This is a genomic window from uncultured Ruminococcus sp., from assembly GCF_934476685.1.
Classification (GTDB): Bacteria; Bacillota; Clostridia; order Oscillospirales; family Ruminococcaceae; genus Hominimerdicola.
The window spans coordinates 33,973-57,537 of the sequence record NZ_CAKSNX010000010.1 but is presented as its reverse complement, the minus strand read 5'-3'; the positions used below and the strand labels follow the sequence as shown (position 1 = coordinate 57,537).

The window sequence follows — 23,565 nt, the reverse complement described above, 5'->3', positions numbered from 1 at the left end:
CTGCCGTACACGTCCATAGTAAATGTGGTCTGCTCAGGCGTTGATGACTACTGCCCCGACCTTTACGTCACCCCCACATCGCCGTATTCAGGGGTCGAGGGCATTATTGACATAGGCGGCAAAAGCTATCTTTACAGCGGTGCGTATGCGCTGCTTGATGAATAATAGGAGGGAGAACATGAAAAACAAACTTGCAAAACTTATCGACGTAAAATCCATCGTCACTATCCTGCTGACGATAGTGTTCTGCGTGCTGGCACTCAAACATACCATTTCAGCGGAGCAGTTTTTGACGATATTTACAACGGTCATAGCTTTTTACTTTGGTACACAGTATCAGAAAGGCAAAGGTGAAAACGAATGACAGAAGCAATAATCGTGGCACTGATAACGGCGGCATCGGCGGTGATATGTCAGCTTTTGATCGCCGCCAACAGCCGAAAATCAATGCGTCAGGCGCAGTATGACAGCCAGAAGCTGCTTGAATACAAGATAGACAAGCTGTCAGAGCGTGTGGACAAGCACAATTCCGTTATCGCACGCACTTACAAGCTGGAGCAGGATTATGCACTTATGGACGAGAAAATCAAGGTGGCTAATCACAGGATTGACGATTTGGAAAGGAAGGAATAGTTATGGCAAAGACATTCAAAGGCATTGATGTTTCGCAGTATCAGCAGGGCGTTGACTTCAAGAAGGTAAAGGCTTCGGGGGTTGATTTTGTTATTATTCGTGCTGGCTTCGGCAAGTATGCCAATCAGAAAGACCCTTGTTTCGAGAGTCATTACAAGGCGGCTAAGGCGGCAGGACTTAAAGTCGGCGCTTACTGGTACAGCTATGCAGCGACTGTCGAGGAAGCAAAGGCAGAGGCTCAGACCTGTATCAACGCTATCAAGGGCAAGACATTTGAGTATCCGATATACTTCGACCTTGAGGAGCGTTCACAGTTTGTAAAGGGCAGAGCATTTTGCGATAGCCTTGTCAAGACTTTCTGCAACGCACTTGAAAGCGCAGGATACTGGGCAGGGCTGTACATCAGCCGCAGTCCTTTGCAGCAGTACATATCCACAGATGTCGCAAAGAGATACGCTCTATGGGTAGCTGAGTACGGCTCACGCTGCAACTATGGCGGTACATACGGTATGTGGCAGTACAGCTCAACAGGCAAGGTCAACGGTATCAGCGGCAATGTTGATATGGATATTTGCTATGTGGATTATCCGACGCTCATCAAAGCCAAAGGATTGAACGGATTCAAGAAGGTCACCAGTTCGACCAGCAAGCCGTCTACGACCACCGCAAAAAAGGTAGTAACTTATACCGTAAAACGTGGCGACACTCTTTCAGCGATCGCTCAGCGTTATAAGACTACTGTTGCGAAGCTTGTCAAGGACAACGGTATCAAGAACGCAAATCTCATTTATGTGGGGCAGAAAATTAAGATAAAGTAGATATAGTTTCAGCCGACAGGGGTTATTCCTTGTCGGCTGATTTTTTATTTTTATCATTCTTGACCACGCATGGCGTATGTGTTTTTATATATTAATACTTCATACACTCGGAGAGTATCGGGGCGGGTATTTTGGGTAAAAAATAAGGATAGTAATGAATAAAATCCATTAACTATCCGTGCAAAAACCTCACAACAGGTTTTTTATTTCTTTAATATTATATGCGATTTCTTAGAAAAAGTCAACAAGATTCTTCAAGAAAATTATTGAACTTTTTATTAATAAACTATCACTAAAATAATCTATTTCTCTAATAAGTCTTTTATTACAAAATTCCTTAAATTCCTTCTTGCGTAAAGATTTCATGTCTTTGGGAAGTAATTGATCGACAACATACAGTACGGAAGTAAATTCCAAAATAAATTGATTTTTTAGTTTCTTTCGTCTGGAAGTTTTGCCGATAGTGTTACATTTGCTCACAAAATAGTCTATCTCATATAACGATTTTGTGCTTTGACTGGGAGAAAGATCATGTATTATACAATTGTTGTGTGCGCAAGCATTTCTTAAACTTCGTACAGAATTTAGAATATTAGCCTTAATCGGAAAACCATTATACTTATTGTAATAAAAGTTATAAAAATCAATTAATGTGCCAAATGAAATCATTTCTAAAAAGGCCCATACAGGACAATCAAGTTGCAATTTGCCATTAGTAATTTCATAGTTAAAATAATGGTCAATCAATTCCCCATTATAATGAGAAGACGACGCTCTGCGTATTTCATCTATAACATATTTTTTCTTTGGTATGGACAAAAAGCTTTCTACAATATCATAACCATTTTCGAGATTATTATATTCAATGTCATGTAATATTTTTACTTTTAAACAGTGTTCTATATCAATACACGCTTTAATAATTAGATTGCGTAAGTACATATCTATTTTTGACAGTTCAACAAGGTAAGAAAAATCAAGTTTCTGATAAGTTCCATTAATTTTTTTATAGTTTTTCTTGTACGATATAATTCTAAAGTAATTATTTCTGCTTTGAAGAAATTTTACGGCTTGCGTCCTTGTAATATTATTGAATGTTACTCCTTTGTTAAGGCTCATCTCTCTTACTAATTGAACTGCTGTTTTTTTAGGTCTTGAGCTTTTTAGTCTGCAATTCATATTTACGCCTCGCTTAAGTGTCGATTATTAAAAAGCATATGTATAATTGTAATAGTTATAACGATTACATAACTATAATAACATATTTTTTTACATTTTTCAAGACTATTTGTATTATTATACCTTAAATTTAAAAATTCTAGCTTTTAAAGATACAAATTAATCATCCTCATTATCTGTTTTTTCAGCTTGGCGGACCCGATGGCGAACTTGGTGCGGCGCTGAGGTATCTCAACCAGCGTTATTCTGCACCGTGCAGAGAGGTGCAGGCGATACTAAATGATGTTGGCACGGAGGAACTTGCTCACATCGAGATGATCGGTACTATCCTTTATCAGCTGACAAGGAACCTGTCCATGAAGGAAATAAAGGAGAGCGGATTTGACACCTATTTCGTGGATCACACCACGGGCGTTTATCCTATCGCAGCTTCTGGAGTGCCATTCTCTGCCTCAACGTTCCAGTGTACAGGCGATGCGATCGCAGATCTGACGGAAGATCTTGCGGCGGAGCAGAAGGCAAGAGTCACATACGACAACATTCTGCGGCTTGCCGATGATCCAGACGTGCGTGACCCGATAAAGTTCCTGCGTGAAAGGGAAATAGTGCATTTCCAGCGTTTCGGCGAGGGACTTCGCCTTGTGCAGGATATGCTTGACAGTAAGAATTTCTATGCATACAATCCGAGCTTTGACAAGTAGCGGATAGGTATAAGATGAGCCGTTTTGAGAGATCAAGGCGGCTTTCTTCTATTATGTGTTGGCATACGGATATCTGAAAATAGAATCAATAAAGCCTGCTGTTTTGGTTGACAAAACCATAAAATATGGTATAATATAGGCAGGAAGTGATGATGTGGCTGAGATAATAGAACTTGGCAAACTCAATACTCAGCCATTAGAAAGTGAATTCGGTAAATTAAAAACTGATGAGCTGATCGTTACTAATGAGAGGATAGAACATATCAGGGTAAGACATCCTGAGGATTTTGAGCTGTTTGAGGAGTATAGTCTGTCTGTTGTTAGTGATCCTGAGTTTATTATAAAAGACGGAAAGAATGAAAACACAGTTTTTGTTACTAAAAAACTGGAGAATACAAATTTGAATTTGGTAGTAAAGGTTATTCTAGAAACTGACGAAGATGAACTGAAAAATTCGGTTATGACTTTTTATCGTATCAGAGATAAGAATTTGCGTAAGTTGATAAATAAGAATAAGACTCTTTACAAGAAAGAATAAATATGCTATAATATGAGTAGGATAAGAATAGGTATTTTGAAGTAGAGAATGTGCTGCTACGCACCCTTTGGGTCAAAAGAAATGTGGGAAAGGGCACACCCACCAAAATACCATTGCTTTGAAAGCCGTTTTGAGAGATCAAGGCGGCTTTCTTCTATTATGTGTTGGCATACGGATATCTGAAAATAGAATCAATAAGCCTGCTGTTTTGGTTGACAAAACTGCGCAAAGTGATATAATAAATACCAAGACCACAGGAACGGCGGTAAATGATGTGTATAGTATAGGAAAGATAGATGTTGAGATATATAAATGCGTGACGGAGGATATTCAGACAGATGAAGTTATTATCACTGAACGCCAGATCGAGCATATAAAGGAACGTCACCCTAATGACTTTGAACGATTCGGCCGATATTTTGAGGAAATAGTTAAGTATCCAGATTTTATTATAGAAGCGAATAAACCGAGCACGGCATTGATTTTAAAAGAAATAGAGATCAACAATGAAAAGTTCAAAACAGTTTTACGACTTGCAACTTCCGGAGATGATCCCACATATAAAAATTCTATTATTACTTTTATGAAAATTGATGAAAAGGAATGGAATCGACTTATAAAAAATAAAAAAATACTTTACAAATCAGAATAAATATGCTATAATATGAGTAAGATAAGAAAGGTTATTTGAGGTGGAGGAATTCGTACAGTCCACACGCCGCTGGTACTGACAGGAGCAATCCGAGAGACGCAGGAGAGTTGTACGCCTGCCAAATAACCATTGCTTTGAAAGCCGTTTTGAGAGATCAAAGCGGTTTTCTTCTATTATGTGTTGGCATACAGATATCTGAAAATAGAATCAATAAAGCCTGCGAGGTTGGTTGACAAAACTGCGGAAAGTGGTATAATTAATACCAAGACCACAGGAACGGCGGTAAATGATGTGTATAGTATAGGAAAGATAGATGTTGAAAAGTATCAAAATATTACCGATAAAAGAATATTAACTAATGAAGTAATAATTACAGATAATCGCATTGAGCATATAATTCAACGACGAGGTCAGAACTTTTATGTTGAGTATCACGAGTATTTCAGCAGTATAATTGAGGATCCTGATTACATATTTAAAGATATTAAGGCTGATACTGCAATTGTATCCAAAGTATTTTCTCATAAAGGAAAAAACATAAATCTTGTGGTAAGATTAGTTGTTGAAGGCGATGATCCTAACTTTAAAAACTCGATCATAACCGCTATAAGCGAAAGTGAAAAACGATTTGCACAACGTTTAAGAAATAACACTCCTGTATATAAAAAACTTGACAGTCAAGAATAAATATGCTATAATATGAATAAGATAAGAAAGGTTATTTGAGGTGGTAAACTTCGTAGCGACCACACGCCGCTGGTACGACAGAGAGAAATCTCGAGAGATGCAGGAGAATGCTACGCCTGCCAAATAACCATTGCTTTGAAAGCCGTTTTGAGAGATCAAGGCGGCTTTCTTCTATTATATATGTTTTTTCGCCCACAAGTATATATTATAATAGTATACCCGTGGAAATGTGGAAATATGAAAAGCGTGAAAAACATGAAAACAGAAAATTAAAAAGTTAGTCCTTGTAATGTGGTATGAAATGTGTTATAATGTATCGAACAGCGGAGGTGAAGATGTTGCTGCTTGAAAAAATAGATCAGCGTGAGGCGCTGAGATATATGGGGTATAAGTCGGATATGCCCGATGAAAAAATTCAGGGGATAATTGATCGGTGCGAAAAGGATCTCCTTGCGGTGGTAAAACCGAAATTTATTTATAAGGTCTTTGACATCAGTCACGGCGAAAATGCGGTGAATGTGGAGGGGACTACTCTTGTGCTGGAGGGGAAGGATATCTCCGCTCATCTTAAAGACTGCACAAAATGCGTCCTGCTTGCGGCAACGCTGTCATCTGGGGCGGATATGATAATTAGGCGGCTTGAGGCAGAGGATATGACAAAAGCCGTTATTACTGATTTCCTCGCAAGCGCCGCTGTTGAGCAGGTGTGCGATATAGTGGACAAAACTGTGAAAAGCGACCTTCCTCAGCTTGAACAGACATGGCGGTTCTCACCGGGATACGGCGATCTCCCTATTGAGATACAGGGCGAGTTCCTTCAGGTGCTTGACGCTCCGAAACGTATCGGTCTTAATGCTACGGCAAACAATATACTGACACCGAGAAAGTCTGTTACGGCTGTTATCGGTCTGTCTGAAAATAAAATATCAAAGGGCAGGAGAGGCTGCGTCATATGCAGTATGAAAGACACTTGTCCGTATAGAAAAAGAGGCGAACATTGTGGATCTTAGAACAATGCTGAAAGAAAAAGAATTTATCATACTTGACGGCGCAATGGGTACTATGCTTCAGGCAAAGGGTCTGAAAATGGGCGAGACACCTGAGGCGCTCAATATCGAAAAGCCTGACTGGCTGGTGGATATCCATAAGCAGTACGTTGACGCAGGCTCGGACGTTATTTACGCAAACACATTCGGCGCAAACCGATACAAGCTGGCGAAGTGCGGCTACTCAGTGGAGGAAACTGTGGCTGCGGCTATAAAGAACGCAAGAACTGCGGCGGAGGGTACTTCAACTCTGGTGGCTCTCGACATCGGTCCTATCGGTCAGCTGCTTGAACCGACAGGAACGCTGACTTTTGAAGAGGCTTATGACGTTTTCAAGGAGCTTGTTATCGCAGGAAAGGACGCTGACCTTATAGTTTTTGAAACTATGACTGACCTCTATGAGCTTAAAGCGGCTGTGCTTGCGGCAAAGGAAAACAGCGACCTGCCTATCATATGCACTATGACTTTTGAGGAGAATATGAGAACATTCACAGGCTGCGATATAAGCTCTATGTGCCTTACCCTTGAGGGACTGGGTGTTGACGCAGTGGGTGTAAACTGCTCCCTCGGACCGAAGGAACTTTATCCTGTTGTGGAAAAGCTGTGCAGATGGACAACTCTGCCTGTTGTGGTAAAGCCGAACGCAGGTCTGCCTGACCCTGTGACAAATGAGTATAACTGCTCGCCGGAGGAGTTTGCGGAGCTTGCCGAAAAGCTTATACCACTGGGAATAAAGGTAATAGGCGGCTGCTGCGGAACTGACCCTGACTACATTAAAAAACTGGCAGAGATGCTTACGGACAAGAAGTATGTTCAGCGTGATGTGAAGGTACCTGCTGCCTGCTGTTCTGCCGCAAATACTGTTGTTATAGATCAGCCGAGAATAATCGGCGAAAGAATAAATCCTACCGGCAAAAAGCGTTTCAAGGAAGCTTTGCTGGCAGGGGATATCGACTATATCCTCGGACAGGCTATCGAGCAGGTACACGCAGGTGCGGATATACTTGACGTGAACGTTGGTCTGCCTGCCATTGATGAAAAGGCTATGATGTGCAGAGCGGTAAAGGCTTTGCAGGGCGTAACGGACGTTCCGCTCCAGCTTGATTCCACTATCCCAGAGGTAATGGAGGCTGCGCTGAGGGTGTACAACGGCAAGCCTATCGTCAACTCGGTAAACGCAGAGGAGAAGTCACTTTCCACGGTTCTGCCCCTTGTTAAAAAGTACGGCGCAGCGGTGGTCGGTCTTACCCTTGACGAAGAGGGAATACCTAAGAGCGCAGACAAGCGTTTTGAGCTTGCGAAAAAGATACTGGACAGAGCGCTTTCCTGCGGCATAAGAAAAGAGGACGTTTATATCGACTGCCTTACCCTTACAGCTTCGGCTGAGCAGGAGAACGTTATGGAAACGGTCAAGGCGGTGGAGCGTGTAAAGAACGAACTTGGACTGAAAACTGTCCTCGGCGTTTCAAACATCAGCTTTGGTCTGCCGAACAGAGAGCTTGTGAGCCACAACTTCCTTATGATGTGTCTTACAAAGGGACTTGACCTGCCGATAATAAATCCTAATATCGACGCTATGACAGGCACAGTGCGTTCGTACAAGCTGCTTGCGAACATAGATAAGAACTCGGTGGATTACATTGCGCACTACGGAAATTCAGACGGCGCAGCCCCCGTAAAGAAAGAGGCAAAGTCGGATATCGACCTGCCGTATGCTATCTCGAACGGACTTAAAAAAGAGGGCGCAGACATTACTGCAAAGCTTCTTGAAGAGAACACAGACCCTATGGTAATAGTGAACGATCTGCTTATCCCTGCACTGGACAAGGCAGGCGAGGAGTTTGAAAAGGGCAAGATATTCCTCCCACAGCTTATACAGACCGCAGGCACAGCACAGGGTTGTTTTGAGGTAATAAAGCAGTATATACTTGCCCACGGCGAAAAGAGCGTATCAAAGGGAAAAATAATCCTTGCCACAGTAAAGGGCGACATACACGATATCGGCAAGAACATCGTAAAAGTGCTGCTTGAAAACTACGGCTATGACGTTATAGACCTTGGCAAGGACGTTGACTATCAGACGGTCGTTGACGCAGCCATAGAGAATGACGTTCACCTTGTGGGACTTTCAGCGCTTATGACAACAACTCTTGTAAGTATGGAGAACACCATAAAGCTGCTGAGGGAGAACAATGTTGACTGCAAGATAATGGTAGGCGGAGCAGTAGTTACCCCCGACTATGCGGAGCAGATAGGAGCAGATTTCTACTCAAAGGACGCAAAGCAGTCGGTAGACATTGCAAGGCAGGTATTCGGAAACTGACCTGATAGACAGGAAAAAGTAAAAATATTATCGGAACGTGGAGAGAGTTTCTGCGTTCCGATTTTTTGTGGGGATTTGCTTACGTCTTGTGAGGTAAAGGCATACGAGAATTTAGCAAGGTGGGGTTAAGTATAAGCCACATCTCCGTTTTTTCCGAGCACAAAATGAGAAGTTCGGACAGTAGACAGCGAGCTTGTCGAGCGTAGCGAACCGAGCCGTCCGCCCGAGGACAGCGCAAGGGGCAAGCCCTTGCGGGGGAGTTTGTGCGTGAGGCGAGTAAGGGGCAGCCCTCTATCGCAGGGCTTGCCCCTCTTTGAAAACAGTCCGCTGGACTATTTTCAAATTCACCCTGTGCGGAGCTCCTCCGATGGGGATTTCGCTCCTGCGGGAGCGACAAGGGGACGCTGTCCCCTTTGAACCCTAGCAACCCCTTTTGTAAAAGGGGTTGATCCTAAAACTTGCTTTGTGCGTTTGATAGTTTGTGAGTACTTTTGCTTTGTTTGGTGTTTATGGTTTGTGTGCAGGATTTTAAAAGCCGAGATAAGACCTAATCAAACCCAAAAGAGCCAAAACAAGACCTCATCAAACCCTGTTTCAGTAAAAGCCATATCTCGGTTTCTTCCGAGCGCAAATGAAAAGTTCGGACGATAGACAGCGAGTTTACCGAGTGTCCCGAACGACCCCGTCTGGGAAGACGATTAAAAGTTTTTTTTCTGTCAATAATCATATCAGAAATGATTTGATTGGAGCGGGTATTATGTATTCATTTGAAAAAAAATTCGGGAAAAACTGCGGCTTTAAAAAGCTTTCCTTTTGCCTTTGCGCTGCTTTTGCCTTTACTGTTATGTCCTCTGCGGAGAGCGGTGGTCGGCTGGATATGTGCAGAGCGCAGAAAATGTCGCTCTTTTTCCCATCTCAGGCAATAGAACAGCGTGAATTCACAGATGACGGCGAAACCGAAAACAGCCGACTTAAAAAAGCTAAGATAGGCTCTGTCACCGTCATTGAAGAGGACGGCTCGCAGACAGAGTTCGGCTTTAAACTGGCGGAGATAATAAAAAGTTTGTTTTCTTGACTAATGTACAAAATTTCGGACACATGATCGTTGACAAAACTTTGCGGCAGTGTTATAATTATCTAAATAATAACAAGCGGAGGCGGCAGAGTATGGTGAATATTATCACAGGCGGAAGCGACAGCGTCAGAGAAGATCTGTTTACCGATAAAATAAAAGAGGCTGCACAGCAGGGCAGGGACGTCCTCGTTATCGTGCCTGACCAGTTCTCTTTCGATTATGAAAAAAAGCTTTACGATTCCATGGGCGCAAAGCTTTTCAACGGCATAAGAACGGCAGGCTTCAACAGGCTTGCCGAGAAGATAACCGAAAAGTATGGCGGATATTCCCGTGAGAACGCAGGGGATAACGCAAGAATGATACTTATGTATAAGGCGGTCAGACGCTTTTCAAAAGAGGGCGGAGTAAAGTTCTATAAGAAAAGCCTTGATAAGGGCAGCTTTATCTCCGAACTTATCGACCTTACGGGGAAACTGCGCCAGAGCGGTGTTACACCCGATGACCTTGCCCTTGCCGCCGACAGGCTGGAGGGAACTGTGTCGCTGAAACTTGCCGACCTTTCAAGGCTGTTCAGATATTACCTCGATGAACTGGATAATGCTCAGATGAAGGACGAAGTTTCCGAAATGGCTGCCGCTGCGGAGCTTGCGAAGGAGAGGGAGTATTTCAAAGGGGCGGATATTTTCGTCAGCTCATTCAACAGCTTTACATATGATGAGGAGAAGATCATCGACCTCTGTATCTCCCAAGGGGCAGGCTTTACTATCTCGCTGCTTATGGACAACGACAGCGTGAAAAGCTTTCACAGCCACTCATTTGCCGTAACGGTGAGAACGGAGCAGCAGATAACGGATATGGCGAAAGCGCATAACAAGAGCATAAATATGATACTCGCCGACCGACGAGAGGGGAGATCATACGACATCGGTTTCCTCGGCAGAGAGCTTTTCAATTACAGCAGAGCAGGCTATGCGGCTCAGTCTGAAGATGTGAAGATATTTTCTGCGGACGATGTTTATGAGGAAACTGATTTCATCTGCGCCGAGATATGCAGACTGGTGCGTGAGGAAAATTACAGGTTCAGCGATATTGCCTGCACCGCCCGTGACCTTTCTAAATTCGCCCCTGTGCTGGAAAGTACGTTTGAAAAGTATGATATACCTTATTATACCGACAGACGTGAGAGCGTTTCATCTTCCGCCATCGTCAACTATATAAATGCGCTGTTCAGAACCGTCCTTACGAAAGAGTTCAGAACGGCGGACATAATGAAGCTGATAAAATCTCCGCTTTTCGGTATACTGGAATACGATATAACCGATCTGGAGGAATACTGCATAAAGTGGAACGTTGACAGGCAGATGTGGCTTGCGCCTTTCACCGCCCCCGCAGGAGAGCAGTCCGACAGCGAGGAGAGAAAGGCTGCAAAGCTGCAGAAGATAAATGACCTGCGTGTGAGCATTATTCAGCCGCTCCTTGATTTCAAGACCGCTGCGGCAGACGCAACGGCAAAGGAGATATGCACCGCTTTCTATAAGCTGCTTGGGGATATAAAGCTTTCGGAACAGACATATTCCCTCGTAAAACGTGCAGGCGCATCGCAGAATGAGACCGAAACGGAACTTTCAAGAGAGCTTAAACAGCTGTGGACGATGTGCCTTTCGGCGGTGCGTTCCATTTATGAGATATTGGGTGACGATAAGATATCTTTAAGGCAGTATTATGAGCTTTACAGGCTTATGCTTTCGCAGATGAAGATATCAAATCCGCCGCAGAAACTGGACTGCGTAAGACTTCTTGACGCAGCGAGGTCGAGGACGGACGGCGTAAAGGTAATGTTCGCCGCAGAGGTCAACGACGGCATTTTCCCTGCGCCTGCAGGCGGAGCGGGACTTGTTTCCGAACACGAAAAGGAAATGCTCAGACTGACGCAGGATATAGATATCCGTTCGGGGGCAATGAACGATTTTCAGAACGAACGTCTTGCGGCATACACCGCCCTTTCCTCAGCGGAGGAAAAGCTGTACATACTTTATTCGGGCGCAGACCTGCTTGGCAATGAAAAACGTCCGTCAATGCTTGTGAAAGAGGTAACAGCCATACTCGGCACAAAGGTGAGAAAAATATCCTCCCTCCCTGCGGAGTTTTTCTGCACTTCATACAAGACCGCATACACAAAATATATCGAACATTCAAGGGACAAAACGGCTGAGATGCAGAGCATATATGATTCCGTTATGGGTTCGCCTTTGTATTATGACAAGCTCTGCGGACTGAGGAAAAAGAACTCCTCCCCGAAATATACCCTTGCCCCCGAAAAGGCGGCGGAAACGTTTTTCAAAGGGGATATATCTCCCGTTTCGCCGACAAAGCTGGATAACTATTATAAATGTCCATTTATGTACTTCTGCAACTACGGACTTCACCTCAGCAAGATAAGACAGGTCAAGGTGGACGGACTTAGCGCAGGAAACATAATCCACGGTCTGCTCGAAAAGATACTGAAAAAGCCCGACAGCGAGGAATACGACACCAATTTCGTGCTTATGACCGATGATGAGATAAAGGATTTTATCCGCAGGCATTTTGAGGAATGTTACGCAGAGGAGCTTGGCGGGGATTTCGGCAAGGACGCAGGCTTTGATTTCAGATACAAAAAGCTTGAACAAAAGGCTTTTTACATAGTTAAGTTCGTTCAGAACGATATAAAAAAGGGCAGCTTTGTGCCATGCGCCTTTGAATATAAGCTGTGGCGTGATCCTGAAGAGGGCGGCAGCCTTGCATTAAAACTCAAAGACGGCAGAAAGATAGTTCTGACGGGAACAGTTGACAGGGCGGATATATACACAGACAAGGACGGAGTGAAATATCTGAGGATAATAGATTACAAGACCGGCAGCACCACCTTTGATCTGAGGGCACTGTATCACGGACTAAATCTTCAGATGCTTGTCTACTTGTCGGATATACTTGAAACTCAAAACGAGATAAACAGGGAGGACGCTCTAAAACAGGCAGGTGTGATATACTTCAATTTCAAGGAAACCGCCGAAAACAGAGCGGACAGCGGCTGTACGGACGAGGAGCTTGAAGAAACGCAGACGGAGCATTGCATAAAGGGATTTAAACGCACCGGCAGACTTGTTGACAGGGCGGATATAGTCAAGGCTATGGATCTTTCAACAAGGTATAAGGTGACGGACAGGAAGTTCAGCGCTATGCGTGAGTATGCAAAGCGTAAGGTAGCCGAATACGGTAACAGACTGCTGGAGGGTGATATCGCCGCAGAGCCTTATGAGGGCGTGTGCAGCTATTGCGATTACAGCGGCATATGCGCAATGGCAGTCTATACTGACGAAAATACGGACAAGCCTGCGGAAACGGCGGCTATGGAAGAAATACTTGACGAGATAGCGAACGAACTTGACGCAGAGGCATCGAATACCGAAAATACCGAAAACGAGGGAAAGGAGGCTGAACAGTAATGGGAGTAAAATGGACGGACGATCAGAAAAAAGCCATTGCTCCGAGCGGCAAAGGCACAGTAGTTTCTGCGGCGGCAGGCAGCGGAAAAACTGCCGTTCTTATCGAGAGGATAATAAATATACTCTGCGACAAACAGAAAAGAGTGCCTGCGGACAAGCTTCTTGCGGTGACGTTCACAAAGGACGCTGCCGCCCAGATGAGGGACAAGCTGAACACAGCCATAGAAAAAAAGCTTGCGCAGGATCCAAGGGACGAATGGCTTTTGCAGCAGTACAGCCTTGTGAGCCTTGCGAAGATAGCCACGATAGACTCTTTCTGCCTTGACCTTGTAAAGGATAATATGCACAAGTTCGATTTTCAGGGCGGCATAAGAACCCTTGAAGATGCGGACTCAAAACAGCTGCTTGCAGACTCAGCCGCCGAGGCGATGGAAGAGCTTTGCAGAGATGAGCCGCAGGACTATGCCCTGCTGGACGACGCTTTCGGCAGCGGGTTTGAGGCAAAGGTAACGCAAATGGTGAAAAAGCTCATAGACTATTTCCACACCATATCCTATGCCGAACGGTGGAAAGCAAAGGCTATGGAGTTTTACGAGTCGGACGAAGTTTTTGAAATGCTGACCGACCACGTTATGCAGAACGCACTTGCGGAAATGGAAACGGCACAGGCTGACGTTGAGCGGCTGAGATACTATTATAATTACTGCTTTGAAGAGGGCGGAAAGAAGATATTTCTGAGAGATCATTATAATGCACTGGAGAAAAATTTTGCTGTGCTTTCTGATATCGTAAGCGAAATGAGCCTTGCACTCAGCCACGGTGAATGGGAAAAGGTCGGGGCAGTCGATGTTCCGAAATCATTATCATCATTAAGGATCAGCAAAGAAAAAGAACTTTCTCCTGCGGCTAAGCAAGATCTTGTCAATGCGATAGCGGCTGCAAAAACTATACGGGATAGCATTAAGGACACAACAAAAGATATCCTCTCTGTATTCAGCATACCGAAAGAGCATTACAGGGAAAATATAAGAAAATCCAACAGGATATTCTCCGTTATATGCAAGCTTGAAAAGCGCACAGAGGAGATATCAATGGAGAAAAAGCTGGAGAAAAACGCTCTCGATTTCAGCGATATCGAGCTTATGGCGAAAGACCTCCTTGTAAAGGAAACGGAAAACGGACTTGTCCGCACAGAGCTTGCGGAGGAGATACGCAGCAGCGGAATGTACAGGCTCATCTTCCTTGACGAATATCAGGACGTGAACGACCTTCAGGAAACCATTTTCAAGGCGATCTCCGATACGGACAGCCTTGACATAATGGGAAAGAACGTTTTCCTAGTCGGCGACGTAAAGCAGGCTATATATCGTTTCAGACTGACTAATCCGCAGCTTTTTGTAAACTGCATAGAGCAGGCGAAAGATGAAAAGTATAAAGATGACCTCGAACACATAAGCCTTAAAAAGAATTTCCGCAGCCGCAGGGAAGTTGTCGGACTGACAAACTTCATCTTCGAGCAGATAATGAGCAGGGAATGCGGCGAGGTGGACTATGACGAGGAAAACAGACTTGAATTCGGCGCAGACTACTACACCGAAAGAAACTGTCCCGCACAGCTTTTGCTGGTAGACCCTGAGGCGGAGGTCGATAAAAAGGTATGCGGCTTTACGGCAGAACAGCTTGCCGCCGCAAAGCTGATAAAGCAGATGCTGGACAGCAAAGAGCCTGTCTTTGACGGCGGCGCAGACAGACCATGCCGTCCGTCGGATTTCTGCATACTTATCAGAAACAACAAAGAAAAAAAGATGCTGACCAATGCACTTAGGGTGTATGGCCTTGACGCTTTCAGCGAGGATACAGACGGCTATATAAAGTCGAGGGAGATATCCCTCGCCCTTGATATGCTAAGAACGGTGGATAACCCTATGAACGATATTGCTCTGACGGCGGTGATGATGTCCCCTGTGATGAATTTCACTCCGGACGAAATGAGCGTCATAAGAGAGCAGTGCCACGTCAGCGGAACGAGAGAATATAAGCATATCTATCAGATATTGAGCAACTGCCGCAGTTCAAAGGAATCCGCTTCGCAGGAAAGTTTCAGCCGATACAACGATATGGGCAGCGAGCTGCTGAGGGAAAAATGTGCGGGAGCGCATAAGCTTATAGAATCCCTCCGCTACGATTCAATGAGTATGGGACTGGAAAGACTTATCCGCAGGATATTCGACGTGACCGACCTTATGGCTGTAACGTCACTCTATCTCGACTCGGACAAGAAACGTGCGAATTTAAGGCTTCTTCTTGAATATGCATCTTCCTATGAGCAGAACGGCAAGGACGGCGTAAGCGGATTTCTGCGCTATGTGGATTCCCTCTCAGACCAGAAGGACGCTTTTCAGAACGCAGTGACCGTAACGTCAGGCAAAAGCTCCGTCAATATCCAGACCTACCATAAATCAAAGGGACTGGAATATCCTTTCGTTATCCTGTGCAGCTTGGCGAACAAGATGATAAGAGATGTTAAAAGCGAGAATTTCCATATTCATTCAAAGTTCGGATATGCTTTGAAGTTCGACGAAAATCATCTCAGCGTAAAACGAAATAACCTCGCCTTTGACTTTATCGCAGACGCAACGGCAAGGGAGCAGAAGAGCGAGGTGATGAGGTTATTCTATGTTGGCTGTACAAGAGCAAAGGAAAGGCTTATCATCGTCTGCGTTCCCGAAAAGAAAGAGAAAAATAATCCCGACGGATCAGAGAACTACCGCAGGATAATAAAGAAGTGCGCAGAATATGACAGGATACCTGCCGATATACTGGACAGACAGGATACTATCCTCTGCTGGGTAATGGCGGCGATGTCAAAACATTCGGGAAGAGAGCCGCTGGCGCAGTGGCTCGGTATGGATCTTGACTTTTATCCCGTAAAGGATAATGAAAATCCTGTTGATGTCGAATACATAAATATGACCTTTGATGACAGCGACTTCTCCGCCGCAGAGCTGCTGACGGACGAGGAGGAAAACAAAAAATACCCTGCCGCAGATATTGCGATCGTCCAAAGGCTGAGGGAAAAGTATGCCTTTGAGTATGACAGAGAGCGTTCTATGCAGCCTGCAAAGCTTACCGTAACGGAGATAACCGCCGAAGAAAAGCGCAGACAGTTAGGCAGCAAAGACCCTGAGTTTTATCCTAACCTGCCGAGATTGAATGACGAGCTTGACAAGCTTACGGCGGCGGAGCGTGGAACAAGCACGCATAAGTTTATGGAGTGCGCAGACTATAACAGAGCCTTTGAAGATGTCGAGGGCGAGCTGGAAAGGCTTGTGGCAGAGGGCTTTATGACAAAGCGTGAGGCAAAGGGCGTGTACACAGACAGGCTGAAAAGCTTTGTGAAAACCGACTTCTTTGCAAGAATGAGAGCGTCAAAGGACCTCCGCCGTGAGCAGAAGTTCCTTGCGGCGGTAAAGGATCTCGACCTGCCGCAGGAGTTAAAGAACGTTACAGGCGGCGACGGTATGATACAGGGTATAGCCGACTGCATTTTCAAGGAAGAGGACGGCTGGGTGCTTGTGGATTACAAGACGGATAATTTCCGCTCCCGTGAGGATATGAACAAATACGGCACACAGCTTGCGCTGTACAAAGCGGCTTTCGAGCTTATCTACGGCGAAAAGGTGAAGAGCAGCTATATTTACTCATTCAAGCTTGGCGAGGGAGCAGAATTCAAATTATAAAAATTATAATAAAATTATAATTTATATGGGGGCAATGCCGCATAATACCGGTGCGGCGTTGCCTTTTGTGCCTTGAAATAAACAGGATATTGTGGTATAATATCATTATTTTATAACGTAACGTTTTATGACGTTTGTGACCTGTTACGGAGGATAATTTAATTGGAAGAAATAAGAAAGAAAATAGAAAAGGTGCTGCTTAAAACAAAAAAGCCTGCACGATATATCGGCGGCGAGATAGGCAGCGTGGTAAAGGACAGATCGAAAGTCGATGTAAGATTTGCGTTCTGTTTCCCCGACACCTATGACGTGGGAATGTCACATCTGGGAATGAAGATACTTTACGGACTGAAAAACAACGTGCCTAACTGGTGGTGCGAGAGAGTTTTTATGCCCGAAACCGACTTTGAACAGCATATGCGTGAAAATGATATCCCACTTTACGCTCTGGAGAGCCTCGACCCGATAAAGGATTTCGACTTTATCGGATTTACCTTGCAGTATGAGCTTTCGTTCAACAACGTGCTTGAAATGCTCGACCTCGCAGGTCTGCCTGTTCTGGCAAAGGACAGAAAGGAGCTTACACCGATAGTTGTGGGCGGCGGTCCTTGTGTCTGCAACCCTGAGCCTATCGCAGATTTCTTTGACCTGTTCATTCTGGGCGAGGGCGAACAGGTGAATATGGAGCTGCTTTCGCTCTACGAAAAAATGAAGCCGCATCACCCCACAAAGGAGCAGTTTTTGCGTGAGGCAGCGAAGATAGAGGGCATATATGTTCCGTCATTCTATGACGTTTCGTACAACGAGGATAATACGGTGAAGGAGATAAAGCCGAACGTTCCCGAAGCAAAGTCGAGGGTGAAAAAGCGTGTCATTGCGGACTTTGACAGCGTGTATTACCCCGAAAGTTTTGTTGTGCCGTTCAGCGAGATAGTACACGACCGCTCGGTGGTGGAGGTGCTGAGAGGCTGCATAAGAGGCTGCCGTTTCTGTCAGGCGGGATTTATCTACCGCCCGTTCAGAGAGAAGAATATCGACACTATCAAAAAGGAAACGAAGTCCCTCTGCGAACAGACGGGATATGAGGAAGTTTCACTTTCCTCACTTTCCACCAGCGACCATACGAAGATAAACGAACTGCTGCTGAGCCTTTCGGAGTATACGGATAAGGAGCAGATAAACCTTGCCCTGCCATCTTTGCGTCTTGATACGTTCAGCGATGAGCTTATGGAAAGATTGCAGGCGGTGAGAAAGAGCGGACTGACCTTTGCCCCCGAAGCCGGCACACAGCGTCTGCGTGATGTAATAAACAAGAACATCACGGAAGAGGAGATAATGCGTACCTGCAAAATAGCCTTTGCAGGTGGATATACACAGGTCAAGCTGTACTTTATGCTTGGTCTGCCCACCGAAACGGACGAGGATATAAAGGGCATAGCCGACCTTGCGGAAAAGGTGCTTGATATATACTATCAGACCCCGAAGGAGATAAGAGGACGCTCGGTGCAGGTTTCGATATCCACAGCGACTTTCGTCCCGAAACCGTTCACGCCTTTTGAGTTTGAACCGCAGGCGACACCTGAGGAGATACTGCGCAAGCAGGAATATCTGAGAAGCTGCATAAAGAGCAAGAAGATAAAGCTGAGCTGTCATCATCAGCCGACATCTATACTGGAAGCCGTCCTCGCAAGGGGCGACAGACGTGTGGGCAAGGCTGTATATGAGGCATGGAAGAAAGGCTGCTACCTCGACGGCTGGGCAGAGCATTTCAAGTTCGATGTATGGATGCAGACCTTTGAGGAGTGCGGCATAGATACAGCGTTTTATGCCAACCGCCTGCGTCCCTATGACGAGGTCGCACCATGGTCGCACCTCGACTATCTCGTGTCCCACGAATTTTTCGTGAGGGAAAATAAAAAGGCTCACGCAGCACAGACCACACGCAACTGCAAAGAGGGCTGTTCGGGCTGCGGAATAAAACCTGAATGCGGAGGTGTTTACTGTGGCAAAAAGGCTTGAGCCTAAAAACGTAAATCTGCGGCTGGAGCGTTTCGATTACAGAGTGGTGTACGAAAAATGCGGCAGAGCGAAATATATCTCCCACCTCGACCTTATGAGAATGATGCAGAGGGCGATAAAACGCTCAAAGCTCCCCGTATGGTATACGCAGGGATTTAATCCGCACATTTATATAATGTTCCCCATAAACCTTTCTCTCGGTTTTGAGAGCCGTGTGGAGGTTATGGACTTTGCGCTCATCGAGGACCTCCCCTTTGAAGAGGTGAGGGAAAGACTTGACGCACAGATGCCGGAGGGAATGAAGATAGTTTCCTGCGCACGTCCCGTTCATCAGCATACCGAGATAGCCGCCGCACAGTACAGGATAAAATTCTGCGCCGACAAGTCATCGGAGGAATGTCTTTCGCTTTTCGGGAAGTTCCTTGAAAACGAGAAGATAGAGATAGAAAAGCGCACAAAAAAGAAAACCGTGAATATGGTGGATATACGTCCCCATATCAAGGCGGAAAAAGCGGAATGTGATGGGAAGTATGTCTATATCACCCTCACGCTCCCCGCAGGCGGCAGCTTTAACCTTAACGCAAACGTGGTCATGGATACGTTTTTCGGTATGTATGATATCACAGCAGATGAGCTTTGTATAGAACGCACAAAAATAATGGTGGAGAATGGAGAAAGTTTTACATAGTCCACCGTTGAAAATGCGTGAGGAATATGGTATAATATTAAAGCATTTGAATTACCGTCGGTTTCGCCGACGAGAGTTAATGCCAGTCCGAAAGGACACGACATTAAAGCGGACGGTCCTCTGACTATTGTATTTATAGTGAATGAACGTCTGAAAATATAAGGAGGAATTTTAAAGTGGACGCTTTAAAGAAAATTGCTGAATCAAGTCTTAAGTCTGAAGCACCTGCAGTAAACGTAGGTGACACTGTCAAGGTACACGTTCTTATCACAGAAGGTGACAAGTCAAGAATCCAGGTATTCGAGGGTACTGTTATCGCTAAGAAGCACGGCGGGATCAACGAAACATTCACAGTTCGTAGAGTTGCTCACGGCTGCGGAATCGAAAGAGTATTCCCTGTTCACTCACCTGCAGTAGCAAAGGTTGAGGTCGTAAGAAGCGGTAAGGTCAGAAGAGCTAAGCTCTACTATCTCCGTGACAGAGTTGGTAAGGCTGCTAAGGTCAAGGAAGCAATCAGATAACTCTAATTTTTATGAAAGAGTCGGCTTTTCGGTCGGCTCTTTTTTGTTTAAGGTAATTTTTTTGAAAAAAAGCCTTGTAATTTGTGCGGATTTTTGCTATAATAAATCTATATGAAATAAATTTAATGCATCTGATGCGTTGTTAAGAGGATTATGTTATGAATAGTGATAATCTCGACGAGAAAAATGATATCATTGACGATAAAGAGAACAATGAAAATAATGATAATAATATAAATGACGGCGAGAGCGAAAATATCTCTGAGAACTCTGAAAATTCTGAGAAGTCTGAAAAGACTGCTTTCGGCGAGGTCAGTCAGGAGGATATCGAGCTTGCAAAGCAGGCTGAACCTGAGGACATAAAGGAAAAGCCGCCTGTGGATATAAAGAATGAGATACTGGAATGGTGCGAGTCATTTGTGTTCGCAATGTTCATCGTCATTCTGGTGTTCACCTTCCTGTTCAGGATAGTGCTGGTAGACGGCGAGTCTATGAACGATACCCTTCAGGACAAGGACAGACTTATTCTTTCCCATATAAATTACACTCCCGAAAAAGGGGATATCGTCGTTATCAACAGCGATGTGCTGAACAAGACCATAATCAAGCGTGTTATCGGCACTGAGGGCGATAAGATAACTATTGATTACGGCACAAATACCGTTACGGTCAACGGCGAAAAAATATCCAACGAGCATAACAAGGAAACTATGATAGATACAGGTATGTTCGACATTGCGCATAAGGTCTCGGACGGCGTTTATGAGTATGAAGTGCCTAAGGACAGCGTTTTCGTTATGGGCGACAACCGAAATAATTCTATGGACAGCCGCAGGATAGGCTGCGTGGATATAGATGACGTTCTCGGTGAGGCTGTTTTCAGGATATTCCCATTCGACAGCTTCGGCGGTATCGAATAACAGGTCATGAAAAAAGCGAAAGATAAAAATTCTCAAAAGATAAAAAATATAAACAAGAAGAACAGCATACTCGATCCTGTGCTTGAATGGTGCGAAACACTTGTGGCTGCGGTGTTTGTGGTCATATTCTGCTTTACTTTCATTTTCCGCATTGCGGTGGTGGACGGCCATTCTATGGAAAGCACACTTTTTGAAAACGACAGGCTGATAGTTTCTCACCTTTTCTATACCCCGAAACAGGGCGATATAGTTGTGATAGAATCGGAAGTTCTGGATAAAATGATAATAAAGCGCATCATCGCCGTTGGCGGTCAGCACGTCGAGATAGACTATAACGCTGACAGCGTGACTGTGGACGGCAGAGCGGTGGAGGAGGACTATGTGAACTATCATCATATGTCCGATACAGGCTCTTTTTCGGAGGAGTTTTATGACTCCGACAGAGATGTGTATGAGTATGACGTGCCGCAGGACTGCGTGTTCGTGCTGGGGGATAACAGAAATCATTCCGCCGACAGCAGGACGATAGGCTTTGTACCGACAGAGGATATAGTCGGAAAGGCTGAGTTGAGATTTTATTCCGAAAGGGCAAAACTCGGACGGCTGGAATAAATAATTAATAAATCAACAGTAAAGGAGAGGATTGAATGAGCGAGGCTGCAAGAGTACAGTGGTTTCCTGGGCATATGGCGAAAACAAGGCGCATAATGGCATCGAATATGAAGCTCGTTGACGCAGTGGTCGAGATAACAGATGCCCGCATACCTTATTCAAGCCGCAATCCTGAAATAAAGAAAATATGCGGAGCAAAGCCAAGACTGGTGCTGCTCAATAAGGCTGACTCGGCGGACGCTGACGTTACGTCGATGTGGATAGACTATTATAATCGAAACGGTGTGCCTGCCCTTGCGACAGACTGCCGCAGCGGAAGAAATGTAAATAAGTTTTATCCTATGCTGAGAGAGCTGCTGGTTGACGATATCGAAAAGTGGAATACAAGAGGCATGGCGGGCAGACCGCTGAGGCTTATGATAGTGGGTATACCGAACGTGGGAAAATCCTCCTTTATAAACCGCCTTGCAGGCGCAAAGGCTGCAAAGGTGGAGGACAGACCGGGCGTTACAAGAGGAAAACAGTGGGTGTCCCTCGATGACGGCTTTGAGCTGCTGGATATGCCGGGTGTGCTTTGGCCTAAGTTCGATGATAAGCTGGTGGGCGAAAGACTTGCCTTTACAGGTGCGGTCAAGGACGTTATCCTTGATACGGAATATCTTGCCTGCCGTCTGCTGGAGTTCCTTGACGAGAACTACCACGATATGCTGACGGAAAGATACGGCATCGAAACGGACGATATCCCCCCTGCGGAAGATGAGCTTGCAGGCTGTACAGTTGGCTATGAGATACTCGAACGTATCGGAAAAAAGCGTGGTTTCCTTGTTTCGGGCGGCGAGATAAATACGGAGAGAGCGGCGAACACCGTCCTAGACGAGTTCAGAGGCGGAAAGATCGGCAGGATCTCACTTGAAAAGCCGAAGAGCAGAGGTGCAGTATGACGCTGTATGAGTACGACTGTGCCGTAAGAAATGACTATCCGATAATATGCGGCTGCGACGAGGCGGGGAGAGGTCCGCTGGCAGGCGAGGTGTATGCGGCGGCTGTCATATTCGATAAGGATACGGTCATAGAGGGCGTGAACGACAGCAAAAAGCTTACCGAAAAAAAGCGTGAGCTGCTGTATGACGAGATAATCGAAAAGGCACTTTGCTATTCCATAAGGACCGCAAGCGTGGAGGAGATAGAGGAGTATAATATACTCAACTGCGCTATGCTCGCTATGAAAAGAGCGGTGGAGGATCTGGAGATAAAGCCTGATATCTGCATCATAGACGGCAATAAAACTCCCGACCTGCCCTATAAAACTCAGGCGGTGGTAAAGGGCGATGCACAGTCGCAGACCATTGCGGCGGCTTCCATACTTGCTAAGGTGGCAAGGGACAGGCATATGCTTGAAATGGCGGAGAAATATCCCCAGTATCATTTTGAAAAGCATAAGGGCTACGGCACAAAGCTCCATTATGAAATGCTGGATAAGTACGGTCCTTGTGAGATACACAGAATGAGCTTTCTGAAAAAATATTATGCAAAAAAATCAGAGCAGCCGTAGTATCGGCGATATAGGCGAGGCGGCTGTGTGCGATCTTCTGAGAAGAAACGGATATGAAACGGTGAAAAGGAATTTTACCGTCCGTGGAGGGGAAATAGATATTATCGCACGGAAGAACGATACGCTTGCTTTTGTGGAGGTCAAAACACGGAGCGAGGGTTCTCTTCAAGAGGCTGAGCTTGCGGTGAACGAGTATAAAAGGCAGCATATTATCAGGACTGCCGAAATGTATATCGGGAAAAATCCGTGGGCGGAGCAGTATAATTGTCGGTTCGACGTGGCGGCGGTCACGCTGGAAAACGGCAGAGTAAAAAGCCTGCGGTATTACGCAGGAGCATTTGACGCAAGCAAAAAATAAAAACAGTAAAAAATTTCG

At 45.2% G+C, this 23,565-nt stretch carries 21 protein-coding genes; 20 read left to right on the top strand and 1 reads right to left on the bottom strand.

What is annotated here, in order from left to right:
- Positions 1-178 precede the first annotated feature (178 nt).
- The 3 genes from Q0E19_RS09705 to Q0E19_RS09695 are packed head-to-tail and all read left to right on the top strand — an operon-like array spanning position 179 to position 1,451.
- Positions 179-364 carry a hypothetical protein gene (locus Q0E19_RS09705; protein WP_294409272.1) on the top strand — a complete coding sequence of 62 codons (186 nt, stop codon included), beginning with the start codon at positions 179-181 and terminating at the stop codon, positions 362-364.
- Positions 361-633 carry a hypothetical protein gene (locus Q0E19_RS09700; RefSeq protein WP_294409271.1) on the top strand — a complete coding sequence of 91 codons (273 nt, stop codon included), beginning with the start codon at positions 361-363 and terminating at the stop codon, positions 631-633. The genes Q0E19_RS09705 and Q0E19_RS09700 overlap by 4 nt, the downstream gene beginning before the upstream one ends.
- Before the next feature lie 2 nt (positions 634-635).
- A complete protein-coding gene (locus Q0E19_RS09695; RefSeq protein ID WP_294409270.1) occupies positions 636-1,451 on the top strand; it encodes a GH25 family lysozyme in 816 nt (271 codons plus the stop codon).
- A 231-nt stretch (positions 1,452-1,682) separates the two neighbouring features.
- On the opposite strand, the gene Q0E19_RS09690 is transcribed toward Q0E19_RS09695, so the two are convergent.
- Positions 1,683-2,630 (bottom strand): Abi family protein, encoded by a 948-nt coding sequence (locus Q0E19_RS09690; protein ID WP_294409269.1) that lies wholly within the window; start codon positions 2,628-2,630, stop codon positions 1,683-1,685.
- A gap of 152 nt (positions 2,631-2,782) precedes the next feature.
- On the opposite strand from Q0E19_RS09690, the gene Q0E19_RS09685 reads away from it, so the two are divergent.
- The 17 genes from Q0E19_RS09685 to Q0E19_RS09605 all read left to right on the top strand — a co-directional run bounded on the left by Q0E19_RS09685 (position 2,783) and on the right by Q0E19_RS09605 (position 23,547).
- On the top strand, positions 2,783-3,331 hold the full coding sequence (locus tag Q0E19_RS09685; RefSeq protein WP_294409276.1) for a manganese catalase family protein: 549 nt from the start codon (positions 2,783-2,785) through the stop codon (positions 3,329-3,331).
- 154 nt (positions 3,332-3,485) lie between these two features.
- Complete coding sequence (locus Q0E19_RS09680) at positions 3,486-3,869, top strand: hypothetical protein (protein WP_294409268.1); 384 nt, start codon at positions 3,486-3,488, stop codon at positions 3,867-3,869.
- 67 nt (positions 3,870-3,936) lie between these two features.
- Positions 3,937-4,521, top strand: a complete 585-nt coding sequence (locus tag Q0E19_RS09675; RefSeq protein ID WP_294409267.1) for a PBECR2 nuclease fold domain-containing protein — start codon at positions 3,937-3,939, stop codon at positions 4,519-4,521.
- Positions 4,522-4,698: 177 nt separating this feature from the next.
- Positions 4,699-5,208 carry a PBECR2 nuclease fold domain-containing protein gene (locus Q0E19_RS09670; protein ID WP_294409266.1) on the top strand — a complete coding sequence of 170 codons (510 nt, stop codon included), beginning with the start codon at positions 4,699-4,701 and terminating at the stop codon, positions 5,206-5,208.
- Positions 5,209-5,543: 335 nt separating this feature from the next.
- Positions 5,544-6,218 (top strand): methionine synthase, encoded by a 675-nt coding sequence (locus tag Q0E19_RS09665; protein WP_294409265.1) that lies wholly within the window; start codon positions 5,544-5,546, stop codon positions 6,216-6,218.
- Between the two features lie 4 nt (positions 6,219-6,222).
- Positions 6,223-8,577 carry a homocysteine S-methyltransferase family protein gene (locus Q0E19_RS09660; RefSeq protein WP_294409274.1) on the top strand — a complete coding sequence of 785 codons (2,355 nt, stop codon included), beginning with the start codon at positions 6,223-6,225 and terminating at the stop codon, positions 8,575-8,577.
- Positions 8,578-9,334: 757 nt separating this feature from the next.
- Positions 9,335-9,652: a hypothetical protein gene (locus tag Q0E19_RS09655; protein ID WP_294409264.1), complete on the top strand. Its 318-nt coding sequence runs from the start codon at positions 9,335-9,337 to the stop codon at positions 9,650-9,652.
- Between the two features lie 92 nt (positions 9,653-9,744).
- The gene (locus Q0E19_RS09650) at positions 9,745-13,137 is read left to right on the top strand and encodes a PD-(D/E)XK nuclease family protein (protein WP_294409263.1); all 3,393 of its coding nucleotides are present in this window, start codon (positions 9,745-9,747) and stop codon (positions 13,135-13,137) included.
- Complete coding sequence (locus tag Q0E19_RS09645) at positions 13,137-16,877, top strand: UvrD-helicase domain-containing protein (protein ID WP_294409262.1); 3,741 nt, start codon at positions 13,137-13,139, stop codon at positions 16,875-16,877. Before Q0E19_RS09650 ends, Q0E19_RS09645 begins: the two co-directional genes overlap by 1 nt.
- A gap of 162 nt (positions 16,878-17,039) precedes the next feature.
- A complete protein-coding gene (locus Q0E19_RS09640; protein WP_294409261.1) occupies positions 17,040-18,896 on the top strand; it encodes a TIGR03960 family B12-binding radical SAM protein in 1,857 nt (618 codons plus the stop codon).
- Positions 18,880-19,584, top strand: a complete 705-nt coding sequence (locus Q0E19_RS09635) for a TIGR03936 family radical SAM-associated protein (RefSeq protein ID WP_294409260.1) — start codon at positions 18,880-18,882, stop codon at positions 19,582-19,584. Before Q0E19_RS09640 ends, Q0E19_RS09635 begins: the two co-directional genes overlap by 17 nt.
- A 176-nt stretch (positions 19,585-19,760) precedes the next feature.
- Entirely contained in the window at positions 19,761-20,105 is a 345-nt protein-coding gene (rplS, locus tag Q0E19_RS09630; protein WP_294409259.1) for a 50S ribosomal protein L19, read from the top strand.
- 158 nt (positions 20,106-20,263) lie between these two features.
- Entirely contained in the window at positions 20,264-21,025 is a 762-nt protein-coding gene (gene lepB / locus Q0E19_RS09625) for a signal peptidase I (protein ID WP_294409257.1), read from the top strand.
- Between the two features lie 6 nt (positions 21,026-21,031).
- On the top strand, positions 21,032-21,637 hold the full coding sequence (lepB, locus tag Q0E19_RS09620; protein WP_294409256.1) for a signal peptidase I: 606 nt from the start codon (positions 21,032-21,034) through the stop codon (positions 21,635-21,637).
- 35 nt (positions 21,638-21,672) lie between these two features.
- Positions 21,673-22,578 (top strand): ribosome biogenesis GTPase YlqF, encoded by a 906-nt coding sequence (ylqF, locus tag Q0E19_RS09615; RefSeq protein ID WP_294409254.1) that lies wholly within the window; start codon positions 21,673-21,675, stop codon positions 22,576-22,578.
- Positions 22,575-23,189, top strand: a complete 615-nt coding sequence (gene rnhB / locus Q0E19_RS09610) for a ribonuclease HII (RefSeq protein ID WP_294409253.1) — start codon at positions 22,575-22,577, stop codon at positions 23,187-23,189. The genes ylqF and rnhB overlap by 4 nt, the downstream gene beginning before the upstream one ends.
- Positions 23,164-23,547, top strand: a complete 384-nt coding sequence (locus tag Q0E19_RS09605) for a YraN family protein (RefSeq protein WP_294409252.1) — start codon at positions 23,164-23,166, stop codon at positions 23,545-23,547. The genes rnhB and Q0E19_RS09605 overlap by 26 nt, the downstream gene beginning before the upstream one ends.
- The last annotated feature ends 18 nt before the right edge of the window (positions 23,548-23,565 follow it).

Coding starts and splice junctions, on each gene's coding strand:
- Q0E19_RS09700 (WP_294409271.1), top strand. CDS start 361: ATGACAGAAGCAATAATCGTGGCACTGATAACGGCGGCATCGGCGGTG.
- Q0E19_RS09695 (WP_294409270.1), top strand. CDS start 636: ATGGCAAAGACATTCAAAGGCATTGATGTTTCGCAGTATCAGCAGGGC.
- ylqF (WP_294409254.1), top strand. CDS start 21,673: ATGAGCGAGGCTGCAAGAGTACAGTGGTTTCCTGGGCATATGGCGAAA.
- Q0E19_RS09650 (WP_294409263.1), top strand. CDS start 9,745: ATGGTGAATATTATCACAGGCGGAAGCGACAGCGTCAGAGAAGATCTG.
- Q0E19_RS09645 (WP_294409262.1), top strand. CDS start 13,137: ATGGGAGTAAAATGGACGGACGATCAGAAAAAAGCCATTGCTCCGAGC.
- Q0E19_RS09655 (WP_294409264.1), top strand. CDS start 9,335: ATGTATTCATTTGAAAAAAAATTCGGGAAAAACTGCGGCTTTAAAAAG.
- rnhB (WP_294409253.1), top strand. CDS start 22,575: ATGACGCTGTATGAGTACGACTGTGCCGTAAGAAATGACTATCCGATA.
- lepB (WP_294409257.1), top strand. CDS start 20,264: ATGAATAGTGATAATCTCGACGAGAAAAATGATATCATTGACGATAAA.
- Q0E19_RS09690 (WP_294409269.1), bottom strand. CDS start 2,630: ATGAATTGCAGACTAAAAAGCTCAAGACCTAAAAAAACAGCAGTTCAA.
- lepB (WP_294409256.1), top strand. CDS start 21,032: ATGAAAAAAGCGAAAGATAAAAATTCTCAAAAGATAAAAAATATAAAC.
- Q0E19_RS09705 (WP_294409272.1), top strand. CDS start 179: ATGAAAAACAAACTTGCAAAACTTATCGACGTAAAATCCATCGTCACT.
- Q0E19_RS09605 (WP_294409252.1), top strand. CDS start 23,164: ATGCAAAAAAATCAGAGCAGCCGTAGTATCGGCGATATAGGCGAGGCG.
- Q0E19_RS09660 (WP_294409274.1), top strand. CDS start 6,223: ATGCTGAAAGAAAAAGAATTTATCATACTTGACGGCGCAATGGGTACT.
- Q0E19_RS09665 (WP_294409265.1), top strand. CDS start 5,544: ATGTTGCTGCTTGAAAAAATAGATCAGCGTGAGGCGCTGAGATATATG.